The sequence below is a fragment of the Bacillus sp. LK2 genome, from assembly GCF_001043575.1.
GTDB lineage: Bacteria > Bacillota > Bacilli > Bacillales > Bacillaceae_G > Bacillus_A > Bacillus_A paramycoides.
Window position 1 is genome coordinate 38,047 of record NZ_LDUK01000020.1, and the last position, 12,722, is coordinate 50,768.

The window sequence follows — 12,722 nt, forward strand, 5'->3', positions numbered from 1 at the left end:
AGACAGGACAATCCGATTATTAAATTGAATAAATAACATAAAGGAGCGTGATAGTTAAAATGAAAATAGTAAAGCAATGGATACAAGAAGATAGTGATTACATAAGAGAAAAAGTAATTGAATATAACCAAAAACATCTTTCAAATGAAGAAAAAACACCCTCTGAAAAGGTTAGTTTTATAGTGAAAAATGAAAAAGAAGAAATAGTAGGAGGGATAACGGCAATCATATTTTGGCACCATGTACATGTTGACTTCCTATGGGTTTCTGAAGAATATAGACACGAAGGTTACGGGAGCAAATTAATGAATCTTATTGAAGAAGTTGCAATTGAAAAAGAATGTCGGCTGATAAACTTAGATACTTTTAGTTTCCAAGCCCCCAATTTTTATAAAAAACATGGCTATACAGTGATTGGAATGAGTGAAGATCACCCTAAAGGGCATAATCATTACTATTTAGAAAAAAGGTTATAAATGAATCATTTAAGAGTGTATTTTGATGAATCTTTTTCAAAATATGCTCTTTTTTTCTGTGTTTATGAACGGGATATCGTTTCGTATTCGTTATTTACTCATATTACTTTTTATGAATCAAAACAAATTAATGGTAGAATGTAATAAAGACAGAAAATTCTTATTGTTGAAGGGGACTACATATGAAAAAAGTAAATGTAACATACGCACTTTTATATGATGAAACTCATGAAAAACTTTTAATGGTTAAAAACAAAGGGAAAAATGGTTCTTATTACACATTACCAGGTGGCGCAGTTAAATCCGGGGAAACGTTAGAAGAGGCTGCTATTCGTGAAGTGAAAGAAGAAACAGGATTAGACATATCCATAAAAGGGATTTGTTTCATTAGCGAAGCCCTTTTTGAGGAGAGAGGACATCATGCAATCTTCTTTAATTTTTTAGGGGAAATAATCGGAGGAGAAATATGTATATCGCGGCCAAAAGAAATTGAAGAGATTATATGGATGGAATTACATACAGCAGAACCTTATTTACGTATACCAGAACAATTAAAAGGAATTTTGCAAGGGAAAGAAACAGTACCTTATATTTTTAATGGAACTATAATTCATCAATCTTCATAAAGATATTATTTCATTTAAGGCGGGGGAAAAATGGAGTTTATTGTTAAACACAAACAATTTACACAAGCTCTTTCAGAAGTGAGTAAAGCTATCTCGACAAAAACTTTAATTCCTATATTATCTGGAATTAAAATAACAGCAAATCAATCTGGAATAACTTTAATCGCAAGCAATTCGAATATTTTCATTGAAAAATTTATACCTAGTTCAATTGAAGACGAACAAATTGCAACTATCTTTAAAGCAGGAAGTATTGTTGTACCGGCTAAATATTTCATTGAAATTATAAAGAAAATGCCAAGTGATATTTTAATAAAAAGCATGAATGAGCAAATAATTACCATTCAATCTGATGAAATTACATTAAACTTAAATGGATTCTTAGCGAATGAGTTTCCTAATGTACCATATATAGACGAACATGCAGAAATACAAGTAGAGACAGAAAAATTAATCGAAGTATTTAAACAAACTTCCTTTGCAGCTGCTAAAAATGAATCCAGACCAGTTCTTACTGGCGTACATATCGTATTTGATCACAATAAATTAGTTTGCGCTGCGACTGATTCACATAGACTGGCTTTACGTGAAATACTAATTTCATCTCATGCGAAAGCAAATTGCATTATACCAAGTTCAACTATTAGTGAACTTCTAAAATTAATGAACAACAATTCAAATTTTGTATACATATATCTTTCAGAGAGTCACATTATTTTTAAATTCGGTACAATTACGTTGTATTCAAGACTAATTGAAGGAAAATACCCTAATATATCTAGCCTAATACCACATGAATTTCAAACAGTAATTAACATAGACAGAAAAAAGATTTTACAAGGTGTAGATCGATCTAGTTTATTAGCAAGTGAATGGGCGAATAACAACGTAAATTTAGAAATCATCGATGAATCCACAATAAAAATCTCTTCTAACGCTTCTCAGGTCGGTAAAATATCAGAAACACAACAAATAGATACCATTCACGGACAAAAGCAATTAAATATATCTTTCGATGGACGCTTTATGGTTGATGCTTTAAAAGCAATGAAAGAAGATATAGTTACTTTAAGCTTTGGTGGTTCTATGAGACCGATATTAATTGAAGCAGGAGAACAATCTGCAGCTGTACATCTTATATCACCAGTTAGAGCTTATTAGGAAAAAAGGAAGGAATAAATAACTTCTAAATACAATTCAATTATAAACAAAGTATCAATTGTAATCTGTAATATATAGCAAAATAATTACTACCTAAATATAAAAAACATGGTGCCTTTAAAGAGTTACTAAGGAGAAATTTTATATGAGGATGAATGTGATGAAGAAATTAATTGTTTTACTCATAGGTATAGTTCTAATTATTTTTGCTTTTTATCATTACTACAATAAAGAAAGTTTGGCTAAAAATGATAAGTTGTATGTAGAAGACTTTAAAGGAAACAATGATTCAAACAAAATACAATCTGCTATTAATAAAGCAGAGTCTAGTAAAATTAAAACAGTATTGCTCGATGATAAAAAGTATAAAATCACGTCACCAATTATTGTTAAAAAAGGGGTGAAATTATTATTCGGTTATGGAACACAATTTGTTGTTGAGGGAAACTTTAGGGTACTAGAACTAGAAAAAAATGCTTCTATTGAAGGAGCTTATATAGCTATCAATGATCCTAAATTTAATTCTGAAGTTATATATTTAGACGGAAAGAATAAGTATTATAACACTTGGCACAAAACACAAATAAAAGATATAAATATTATAAATTGGACTGAAACAAATAAAGGTACAGGAATTTCTTTATATTCCGGTGGAAAAGAAAATGAAATTTCGTTTATTAACTTCGAAAACATTAAAGTTGTAGGAATGGAAATTGGGATAAAATTAGTAGCAAAAAAACCGAACTCTGGACATGCTTGGATAAATGCCAATCGTTTTATGAACTTTTCTCTAGAGGATTGTGTAAATATGATTTATATGGATAGTCATGTAACTACACCAAATGAGATAAGTGGGAATCAATTTACAAACCTTCAAATACAGCCTTCAAATAAAACAAAAAGTATTGTAAGAGTAAGCGGACAGCATAACGAGTTTAATGGAATGGTATGGGATTTAAATAAAATAAATCACGAAAACGAACTCATCGAACTGACTGATAAAAGCATGGATACAGTTATTAATATTACCTCTGTACCGACAAGTAGAGTTTTAGATAGCGGGAAAGCAAATATAATAAAATAATGAGTATAATTATATTGGACAAAAATGATGAAAGCTGTAATTCCAGTTAAATGATTAAGAAAAAGCGAACCACTTTTTTATAGAAGGTTCGCTTTTTCTATTTTAAACTTCTCGCCACCAAGCTGACGTAGGATAATCTGTAGATTTTAAAGTAATAGATTCACCAATTTGCGGCGTTGCAATATTAACCCCTAAACGATTTGCTTCTTTCGTAACTCGTTCGATTGGATCGCTCCATTCATGTAACGCTAATGTAAAAGCACCCCAATGGATAGGAACAAGTAATTCTCCTTTAACGTCTATATGAGCTTTAACTGTTTCTTCAGGCAACATATGAATAGTAGACCATCTCGTATCATATTGTCCGCATTCCATTAAAGTAAGGTCGTACGGGCCGTATTTATCACCAATTTCTTTAAAGTGAGGAGCATAGCCACTATCACCACTAAAGAAGACTTTAGTTTTTTGACCAAGGATAACCCATGAACACCATAACGAACAATCTCTATCTGTCATACTACGTCCTGAGAAATGCCTTGCAGGTGTACAAACTAATATAATATTATCAAACGTAATTTCATCCCACCAATTATGCTCACTAATTTTATTAGGTGAAACACCCCATTTAATCAGATAACTTGCAACTCCAGTCGGAACATAAAAGTGCTTTGCATGATCTTTTAACTGCATAATACTTTTGTAATTTAAATGATCGTAATGATTATGAGAAATGATAATCGCATCAATCTCTTGAAGATCTTCACGTTCTAAAGAAAAATTACCACTATAACGTTTACTATTAAAAACAGGAAACGGGGAAGAGGCATCACCAAACATGGGATCTAATAACAGCTTTTTACCTTCTATTTTCAAAAGAGAAGCAGAGTGACCAAACCATGTAACGCTCTCTAAAGATTCATTATTCAGATTCGGTAAAACGATAGGTAAATTCTTTATAGGACGTAGCTTAGTTTTCACTTTAAAATAATCCGTCATTAAACCGATAATATCTTTTGGATTAAAACTTACATCAGTTGGAATTTGATTTTGATATTTCTTTGTCATTGGTTCTCCTTTTTACGTTTAACAATATAGGTATGTTGTAATTCTGACTATTTGTAGTTTAAACTATATCGCTTTACCTTTCATCTTAAATGCAGTACATTTCATAAATCCGTCAAATTCATTTAGCAGCAGCTAAAACTAATATTATGTAATTGTAAATTGTTTTAATTAAGTAAATTCATTCTCACAAACAACAAAGAACATACGTTTTATTATATGTTTAAGAAGCAGAAATTCATCTAATTATCCAATGGAAGGATAGTCTTTAAATGCATGAAGAAAGAAAAAAGAAGTCCAAAAGTATACTATCAAAATCGGAAATAATTCAGCTTTATGTAGAAGGGAAGAGCACCTCAGAAATTGCCTTACTTGCTAATTAATCAATTTAAAAAAGACTATGAAGAAATCAATTTAACATATAGCAATAATTCATTATAAAAACCCAAAAAAACGTAGTATATCTATACTACGTTTTTTAATTTGAGATTATTAGAGGATACTTATTTTTATTTATAGAACATAGTTAATACATAGATTTTACAACTAACTTAATTAAAAAGGAGTGATTCAACGATGCTTGTTATTAATACCCCAGAGAAAGTACTACAAACAGCTTATGAGACTAAAACGATTTCATCTGGAGACAATTCTCCATCTATAAAAATAAGTGGAACTAATCTTCAATATTTACTTGTAATGCTTCATCTGGGTATAGAATCAAATGCTATAAAAACGGAGCTAAATTGGACTAACGAGGAATTCGAAAAACAAATGCATGCACTAGAACTAGAAGGTTTATTGAAAAAGACAGGAGGGAGTTACTATCCAACGTGTATGGTTATAACAGCTAATGAAGGAGAAAAGCTGTATAACCTATGTGAACCTCTAATTAAACCTACACTTAACATAATTGAGAAGTATTATAATCAAATTGATGCTATTTCTAAAAAAATTGAGACATTTAATCATTTATCTAAAGAATCGTATAGTCTTTTACTTTATAGCGGTGTGTTATTAGATTCTGGACAAATAAATAACATTGAAGAAAACTATTTAGAAACGGAACGGCCTTTGAGAAACAATAAAAGATATTATTATGCGATTCAAGAACAAGAACAAATAGACAAAGAGGCGTTTGGGATATATGGTAATACGTATTTGGATTTAGGAGAATATCAAATTGGACTTTATGGAAACACTCGATATACAACTTTGAATTTAATAAATGCGAATAAAGAAGCTTTTGAAGAACATTTTCACGATGCTATTACTGATATTAATTATACAAAAAAGCAATTAGTTAAAAATTTTGTAGCAGTAGATAGACCAGTAGACTTAAATTTAATTGTATTATACGAAAAATTAGGCTTGTATCAAAATTCACAATCAATTATCCCAGTGTTTAAAGCTGCAGACTTATCTATACTTAGTGAAATCGCGAACACGATCAGTGGAGATTTGATCTTATTATTTAAAGAAAATGAGAAACCTTTAAAAAAATACTTTGCAAGCAGCAGATACTCAAAAGAAATAACTTACGAAGAATTTTTTATTTGGTGGTATCACTTTTTCTATACAAAAGTAACTGAAGAATTAATAAAACAAGACATAATTAGAATCAGCATTCAAGAAAATCAAACATATATAATCAATTAAATACGTTAAATACCTAATTTTATAAATATAAGCAGCATATTATTACTTCGCATATGTAGCAGAAGGATATGTGAAAGATCATTTGTAAAATAGATAGTCATCCAAAATTGAAATTGAACATGAAGAAAATACGATATAAAAAGGGGAGAGGCACCTTGCAAAAGAAATTTATCAATCCAGAAAATATGCCAGCAACTTTCGGATATTCGCATATAGTCGAGGTCAATAATGCTAAACGCACAATTTACATATCTGGACAAGTAGCTATTAATACTGATGGCCATATAGTTGGAATTGGAGATTTAGCAACACAAACGCGACAAGTATTTGAAAATATTAAAATTGCATTAAAAACTTCAGAATTAAATTTTAACGATGTAGTAAAATTAACATTTTTCTTAACGGACATTTCGCAAATGGCCATTGTTAGAGATATTCGAGATCAATACATCAACACAAATAATCCACCAGCTAGTTCAGCTTTAGAAGTTAACAAACTAATTCACGACGAACTATTAATTGAAATTGAAGCAATTGCTGTAGCAAACTAATTTAAAAACGTATGATTCATTCAATTAATACCGAAGCAATTTGTTTAATCGTTAACTTTAAACAAATTGCTTTTTATAGTCTTAACTAAAATATATTTTGCTGTATTATTGATGAAAATAAGCAACAAAATATATTAGAGCAATTTATAAACTTAACATCCAAGCTATTAAATTTTATCAATCCATCAAACAAACAACTAATCATGAACAAACAGAAAAAAGGGAAGTGTAAAACCATAAATTAATTCATATTTAGTTTATTACTTTTTCTAGTTTACATAATATATATTATACAAAGTTATATAAAATAGACGCTTCTCTGTATCAAAAACCAAGTATACTATACTTAATGAGATGTGAGAGATATTTGTAATGAGATTTATACTAAATCAAATTTAAATGATTTTTTACGTTTTTATCACTAAATTTATATTCAATCGGTTCATAGCAAATTCGAACTTAAAATTCATGAATCGTTCTGTTTATAAGCACAAAAAAATTTATGTAACGATACATTTATAACAAAAATTTAAATTCGATTAAAATATTTTTATGACTAATAAATTTTCCGCTGAGATTGATTTATCATTTTTAGCTACATATACGATTTGCTACATGTTATATTATTTTTTTCAAATCATCACTTGACTTTTATTACAATTTCTATTTTTAATTTGGTTAACATAATTAATTATTCTTATAAAAAAATCTTCCTAACTGTTAGGAAGATTTTTATTTTATAACACTTATACATATATACGCTAAGAAATAGGCTCCTATTCCCTACTTCAAAATAAGCAATGCTCTAAATTGTTATTTTAATAGCACTCTCAATTATAAACTACATTAGAAAAATCTAAGTTTATTAAATCTTTTTCACGTATAAAGAAATTAGCTACACCAGCATCTCCCCACATAATGTTTAAAACATCATCAGTATCGATTTGTAATAATAACACATTATGTTCTAATAATTCTTCTCCCCAATCTCTCGGATCAGTTTGTGTAAAGAATGGATATCCACCAATTTTATGACCTTCACCATCATAATGTTCATCGTATAGGTCGCTTAGTTCTAGTATTTCATTTTTATCATTAATAATTTTTTCTAAATAAATGTTATCTTGAAAAATCTTTTCGAATCGATAGTCTCTAGCAGATACAGGTTGATAGTCTAATTCAAATGTTAGTTTTGCTGCTTCAGGTATGATAAACTCCTCTAAATTTAAAGGGTTTAAATAACTAAAATCAGTGATAATCTTAGTTGAATCTTGCGTTATTTCAGGATGATAAATAATACGAAAGTCTTTTTGTGTAGTTGGTTGCTCAAAGTCTGCTCTAAAAAGTTCATCTATTGTATAGCGAAAAGTGGTTTCATTAAAAAAAGCTAAAAATCCGTTTTCACCCTCATTTTTTGCGCACTTGGCGGACAAAGTAAATTATGTTCTGAGACCTTTTTATTGATAGTTTGAATTAGTTTAGCTGCTTCTTCTGCATCTTTTGCCTCTTTTTGCTTTTCTTTTAGATTATCAATTTCCTTCGAAAGTTCAATCCACCTAGGTAAAACATGATTATTTTTCAAAGTTCTATAAAGTTGTTTTTCAGGATTGTACGAAAGGTCTTTATCAAGATTAAGAGGTTTCCCTTTACCAGGTAAATCATTAAACGCTCCTGTTTTTTCTGCCCGTTTAACGATTGAACTAATATGATCCTCATACGTATAAGACCAAACTTTCTCATCTTTCACTAAAATTTCTTGGTTTTTTAACTTTTTATCTAACTCATTTTGATTCATAATTTCATTCCTCTTTTCATTTTATAGTGTTGTTTTTGGATGTTTTAATGCTCTTAATCCATCAAATAACTTTTCACGCCACCAAACACTATCATGACCGCCTTGAAACTCTTCATAAGTGGTTTGATATCCTTTTTCTTTTAAAGCTCCATACAGGTGTCTATTCGCCGTTAAAAGAGGTTCGTTTTCAAGTTGTCCTGCTGTCATATAAAATTGAACATGATTTGCATTTAAATTTACAGATGCAATTTGATTCTCCATCCAAGGAATATTATTTTCGAATCCTTCCTTTTTCCAATGTATAGATCCTGACAATGACAGCACATTCCCGAAAATATGAGGATTTTGAAGTGCTGCATAAAAAGCTGCTAAACCACCAAGATTTAAACCAGCTATTGTTGTATGCTTTGGTTCTTTAAGCACATGATATCTAGCTTGAATCCACGGAAGTAATTCATCTTTTAAAAATGCAATCATTTTATCGTTATAAGTGAGATCATCTAATCGATCTACATGATCTATAGCAACAGTAATACAAGATGGAATTTCTTTTTCATAAATTAAATAATTAAGTGTTCTTGTGATTGAAAGATTTTCAATAAATGAATTTCCATCAAATACAACGAGAAGTTCTTGGAGGTGTGAAGTGTGAGAATAATCATGAGGCGCATAAATATGATTCTTACGTGTGTTATTTAAAAGTGAACTATAATTGTACTTCTCCTCCCTCCTTTACAGCATTCTATATGTACTTCTTTCTCATGAGAGAAATCCCTATATAAACAATGTAGAATATTGTATATTCTATGAACTAAAAACGAACAAGCCATTTAGCCTGTTCGTTTTTATTCAGTAAGATAGTAAAGTAACAGTTTTCTAGCCTTTTCAAAATTCATGAAATCTCTATATAAAATGGGATATTTCACAATTTCTGTTTCAAGAATACGATATTGGGGAAACCATTCGAAAAACGATTTTCGTAGCCATAGTATTTGTTGAAACGAAATTTTATGTTCGTTTTTATTAAGTACCCTACTCAAAGTTCCTGCTATATGCATCCAACAATAATTTAAATCGGCATTTATACAATCAGCCTCTGACAATGTATTTTTATAGTCTTGCTGCAATTTTCGTGTGTCACGATAAGGAAATGGCTTATTCAGAAGACTATGCATTTTCAGCAATTCATTAAAAATAACCTTTTTTCCTAATATCAGCTCTCCACCCCTTTATTTCTTCATCCAATTCAATAAGTTTTCATAATGATTATGAGCATCGTTATATCCAAGATTATATAAATTAACGAGCTTTTCTTTATTTCTTTCTATTCCGCTTATAGGAAGCTGTGCGCTTGGCTGAATTACATAAAAATTATCTTTTTGTTCGTTGTGATTCATATAAGATACGGTTTCATTATAAAAACGATAATGTTCTACTAAAAGTTCTGCGATTTTCGGATATCTTCTATATAAAATTTTGGACAGTCCAGAAAATTTATTCCGCTGCTTCTCATATCCTTCTGGCTTTGTCATAATAACAACGTTCTTTTTATAACCATCATTCTGTGCTTTGAAAACTGGAATAGGATCTATAATCCCTCCATCTAACAATTTTCGATTATCATATTCTACAGCAGGTGCAATAAATGGTACAGAGCTTGATGCACGAATAACTTTCAAAATATCATTTCCATGTTCTGTTTTATTATAATAAATTGCCTGTCCTGATTCGCAATCGGTTGTTCCGATTACAAACTGTTCATTTGAATTTTGGAAAGTTTGAAAATCAAACGGTACAATTTTGTTTGGTACTTCATCAAATAAAAAATCCATTCCAAATAATTCACGTTTTCGAATTAAGTTTCGATAAGATATATATCTGTGATCTACTACTAGCTCTGTATTTACTTTCTTATTCCTTCCTTTTTGACGTGACAAATATGTTGCTCCCATACAGGCTCCAGCCGATACACCGACTACATACGGAAAGAATAAGTCCTTTTCCATGAAATACTCGAGTACTCCTGCAGTATATAATCCTTTCATTCCGCCGCCTTCTAATACTAAACCGATATTATTCATGCTTAATCCCTCTACTTCTGTTTTCTTACTTACATGTTAGCACAAGATTTTAGGATGAGGTTATATAAATTAATTGCAACTTTGGCGAAAAACTATTGAACGTATGTCATAATTTCTTATTCAATAGCATGGTACAATATAAGAAACTCATTCCACATATTATAAAGGAGGAATTTCATATGGGTTTATTTAGTGGTATTTTAGGAAATGCATCAAATGCGAGTACAGAAAGTGTAGAACGTGATTTAGAAAAGATTATGCTAGATGATGAAAAAGTTGAGCATGCTTATAAATTAATTCGCGATTTAATCGTATTTACAAATCGCCGTCTTATTTTAGTAGATAAACAAGGAGTAACTGGTAAAAAAACAGAATACCATTCTATCCCTTATAAAAGTATTACACAATTTAGTATTGAAACAGCTGGGCATTTTGATTTAGATGCAGAACTTAAAATTTGGATTTCTAGTTTGAGCGCGCCAATTACGAAAGAATTTAAAGGTGACGATAGCGTATTAAGTATTCAAAAAGCGTTAGTAACATATACGACAAAATAGTTTGTTTTTGTATATTTATTCTATTTTAAAAATACTAACCCGAATATTTTGGAAGAATATACATTGAATTTGTATATTTAATCTAAAACACCACAAAAAGGTAAAGCGTTTAAAATGTGCTTTACCTTTCTTTTTTATAATAAATTAAAGTTGCTTTATCATTTAATTTCTTTTTTAATTCTGTTCTTTTATACCCTATCTTTTCGTATAGAAAACAATTTCGTTCTTCCTCTAAAATTGTAGCAAGCTCCCAAGTAGTTGCTTCCGGAAACATCTCTTCGATTAAAATTAATACTTTTTGAGCAATTCAGTTCCCTTGATAGTTTGGATGAATAAACATTGGGCTAATCCAAAATCTTGAGGGATCTTCTTTTCGTGATATACATATCGCGCCAACAAGATTCGTATTTACTATAATTTTATAGAAACCACCGTCCGGATGATTTATTCTTGAAATTGTTCTATCAATGGATTCACTTGCTGGACTTGTTTCATAATCCTTATACTTTTCTAATAATGAGCTAAATGATTCTACTTGCATATGAAAAATAATTTCTGCATCAATTTCTGTCGCTTTCTCTAATGTAATTTCCATTTTACCAATTTAGACGCTTTCGGAGCGACGTAATATGAGCTGTATGATGACGACCGTGCCATGCATATAAACCGATTGCAGCAGCAAGTTTTGTTTCTCCAGATTCAGGATGATTAAATGTCTTTTCTAAATCCGTAGTTTCTAAAGAATATAATAAGTTTACCCATCTTTTATGTAATGAATCTAGCATAACAAGTGAAACATCTACTGGTAGCTTTGAATCAGGTAGCTCTGCCCACTTTTCTTCTTTATATGGCTTAATAGTCGGATTCTTTTCTGTTAGTGCTAATTTAAAGCGTATGTAGCTATTCATATGGCTATCTACAACATGATGAACGACTTGACGAACTGTCCATCCACCAACACGATACGGTGTATCTAGCTGTTTCTGATCTAAGTCTTTTATCGCTTTTGTTAATTCATTTGGTAAATCCTCAATTTCTTGAATCCATTTATCAATCATTTCTTCTGTAATTGTACCTTCATAAGTAAATTGGCCAATTGGATAACGTAAATCCTTCATGAATAAGTCCCCCCCCTATTATTTTGAACACGAAGTATTTCTCCAAATATAATGTACAAAATTTACATGTTCTCCGTTTAATTCTACAGAAGTTGTATCTGCTTCGTTTTTATAAGAAAATCCGCTTTTTTCTAGTACAATTTGTGATGCGAGATTATTAGTCGTTGTTTTAGCATGAACCTCATTAATTTCATTATTTTTCGCTACGTCTAAAATTAATTTTACAGCTGCTGTTGCAACTCCTTTTTTAGTGAACTTTTCTCCAACTCGATAACCTAACGAACTGATTCGAGTTTCCGTATCTATATCTACTAAATTTATTCATCCTACAATTTCTTTTTCATCATTACGAATTAAATAAAAATAAGAATTTCCATCTGCCTGTTCTATTAATAAATCGTCTAGTAGTTTTTGAAAATATTCAAAATCGTAATATTTTGAACCACGATTTGGTACCATTGTTTCAAAAAAAGATTTATTCGTAAGTTCAAACGTAAATAAATCCCCAGTATCTTGTTTCTTTAGTTGCTCTATGTATATTTCCATCCCCTA

General features: G+C 30.2%; 12 protein-coding genes and 5 pseudogenes. 8 read left to right on the forward strand and 9 right to left on the reverse strand.

The genetic code is table 11. From position 1 onward, the window contains the following. Positions 1-59 precede the first annotated feature (59 nt). The 4 genes from VK90_RS14585 (at position 60) to VK90_RS14600 (ending at position 3,347) form a co-directional block, all read left to right on the forward strand. On the forward strand, positions 60-476 hold the full coding sequence (locus tag VK90_RS14585; RefSeq protein ID WP_048373789.1) for a GNAT family N-acetyltransferase: 417 nt from the start codon (positions 60-62) through the stop codon (positions 474-476). Positions 477-658: 182 nt separating this feature from the next. Continuing rightward, on the forward strand, positions 659-1,102 hold the full coding sequence (locus VK90_RS14590; protein ID WP_048373791.1) for an NUDIX hydrolase: 444 nt from the start codon (positions 659-661) through the stop codon (positions 1,100-1,102). A gap of 30 nt (positions 1,103-1,132) precedes the next feature. Further along, on the forward strand, positions 1,133-2,263 hold the full coding sequence (gene dnaN / locus VK90_RS14595) for a DNA polymerase III subunit beta (protein ID WP_048373795.1): 1,131 nt from the start codon (positions 1,133-1,135) through the stop codon (positions 2,261-2,263). 145 nt (positions 2,264-2,408) lie between these two features. Beyond that, the gene (locus tag VK90_RS14600; RefSeq protein WP_048373798.1) at positions 2,409-3,347 is read left to right on the forward strand and encodes a hypothetical protein; all 939 of its coding nucleotides are present in this window, start codon (positions 2,409-2,411) and stop codon (positions 3,345-3,347) included. Between the two features lie 102 nt (positions 3,348-3,449). On the opposite strand, the gene VK90_RS14605 is transcribed toward VK90_RS14600, so the two are convergent. Continuing rightward, positions 3,450-4,412, reverse strand: a complete 963-nt coding sequence (locus VK90_RS14605; protein ID WP_048373799.1) for an MBL fold metallo-hydrolase — start codon at positions 4,410-4,412, stop codon at positions 3,450-3,452. A gap of 269 nt (positions 4,413-4,681) precedes the next feature. Between VK90_RS14605 and VK90_RS30730 the strand changes: the two are divergent. From VK90_RS30730 to VK90_RS14615, 3 genes and pseudogenes are all read left to right on the forward strand, one after another. Beyond that, a pseudogene (locus tag VK90_RS30730) lies at positions 4,682-4,789 on the forward strand (endonuclease); the annotation flags it as partial. A 196-nt stretch (positions 4,790-4,985) separates the two neighbouring features. Next, positions 4,986-6,068 (forward strand): hypothetical protein, encoded by a 1,083-nt coding sequence (locus VK90_RS14610; protein ID WP_048373801.1) that lies wholly within the window; start codon positions 4,986-4,988, stop codon positions 6,066-6,068. A gap of 155 nt (positions 6,069-6,223) precedes the next feature. Next, positions 6,224-6,619: a RidA family protein gene (locus VK90_RS14615; protein WP_048373803.1), complete on the forward strand. Its 396-nt coding sequence runs from the start codon at positions 6,224-6,226 to the stop codon at positions 6,617-6,619. An 830-nt stretch (positions 6,620-7,449) separates the two neighbouring features. Here the strand turns inward: VK90_RS14615 and VK90_RS14620 are convergent. The 5 genes and pseudogenes from VK90_RS14620 to VK90_RS14640 all read right to left on the reverse strand — a co-directional run. Further along, positions 7,450-8,022 (reverse strand): annotated as a pseudogene (locus VK90_RS14620) (YwqG family protein); the annotation flags it as partial. Beyond that, positions 8,007-8,414 carry a J-domain-containing protein gene (locus tag VK90_RS30735; protein WP_048373806.1) on the reverse strand — a complete coding sequence of 136 codons (408 nt, stop codon included), beginning with the start codon at positions 8,412-8,414 and terminating at the stop codon, positions 8,007-8,009. The pseudogene VK90_RS14620 and the gene VK90_RS30735, both read right to left, overlap by 16 nt. A gap of 21 nt (positions 8,415-8,435) precedes the next feature. Continuing rightward, positions 8,436-9,122, reverse strand: a pseudogene (locus tag VK90_RS30740) (alpha/beta hydrolase); the annotation flags it as partial. A 137-nt stretch (positions 9,123-9,259) separates the two neighbouring features. Then, positions 9,260-9,631, reverse strand: coding sequence for a YxiJ-like family protein (locus tag VK90_RS14635; RefSeq protein WP_048373807.1), 372 nt, complete (start codon positions 9,629-9,631; stop codon positions 9,260-9,262). A 12-nt stretch (positions 9,632-9,643) separates the two neighbouring features. Then, positions 9,644-10,495, reverse strand: a complete 852-nt coding sequence (locus VK90_RS14640) for a patatin-like phospholipase family protein (protein ID WP_048373809.1) — start codon at positions 10,493-10,495, stop codon at positions 9,644-9,646. Positions 10,496-10,674: 179 nt separating this feature from the next. Between VK90_RS14640 and VK90_RS14645 the strand changes: the two genes are divergently transcribed. Continuing rightward, on the forward strand, positions 10,675-11,052 hold the full coding sequence (locus VK90_RS14645; RefSeq protein ID WP_048373811.1) for a PH domain-containing protein: 378 nt from the start codon (positions 10,675-10,677) through the stop codon (positions 11,050-11,052). A gap of 121 nt (positions 11,053-11,173) precedes the next feature. Here VK90_RS14645 and VK90_RS14650 read toward each other — a convergent pair. The 3 genes and pseudogenes from VK90_RS14650 to VK90_RS14660 all read right to left on the reverse strand — a co-directional run. Then, positions 11,174-11,647, reverse strand: a pseudogene (locus VK90_RS14650) (GNAT family N-acetyltransferase); the annotation flags it as partial. Position 11,648: 1 nt separating this feature from the next. Next, entirely contained in the window at positions 11,649-12,170 is a 522-nt protein-coding gene (locus tag VK90_RS14655; protein ID WP_025149060.1) for a YfiT family bacillithiol transferase, read from the reverse strand. 18 nt (positions 12,171-12,188) lie between these two features. Beyond that, a pseudogene (locus VK90_RS14660) lies at positions 12,189-12,716 on the reverse strand (GNAT family N-acetyltransferase). Between the last annotated feature and the right edge of the window lie 6 nt (positions 12,717-12,722).

Coding starts and splice junctions, on each gene's coding strand:
- VK90_RS14585 (WP_048373789.1), top strand. CDS start 60: ATGAAAATAGTAAAGCAATGGATACAAGAAGATAGTGATTACATAAGA.
- VK90_RS14590 (WP_048373791.1), top strand. CDS start 659: ATGAAAAAAGTAAATGTAACATACGCACTTTTATATGATGAAACTCAT.
- dnaN (WP_048373795.1), top strand. CDS start 1,133: ATGGAGTTTATTGTTAAACACAAACAATTTACACAAGCTCTTTCAGAA.
- VK90_RS14600 (WP_048373798.1), top strand. CDS start 2,409: ATGAGGATGAATGTGATGAAGAAATTAATTGTTTTACTCATAGGTATA.
- VK90_RS14605 (WP_048373799.1), bottom strand. CDS start 4,412: ATGACAAAGAAATATCAAAATCAAATTCCAACTGATGTAAGTTTTAAT.
- VK90_RS14610 (WP_048373801.1), top strand. CDS start 4,986: ATGCTTGTTATTAATACCCCAGAGAAAGTACTACAAACAGCTTATGAG.
- VK90_RS30735 (WP_048373806.1), bottom strand. CDS start 8,414: ATGAATCAAAATGAGTTAGATAAAAAGTTAAAAAACCAAGAAATTTTA.
- VK90_RS14640 (WP_048373809.1), bottom strand. CDS start 10,495: ATGAATAATATCGGTTTAGTATTAGAAGGCGGCGGAATGAAAGGATTA.
- VK90_RS14645 (WP_048373811.1), top strand. CDS start 10,675: ATGGGTTTATTTAGTGGTATTTTAGGAAATGCATCAAATGCGAGTACA.
- VK90_RS14655 (WP_025149060.1), bottom strand. CDS start 12,170: ATGAAGGATTTACGTTATCCAATTGGCCAATTTACTTATGAAGGTACA.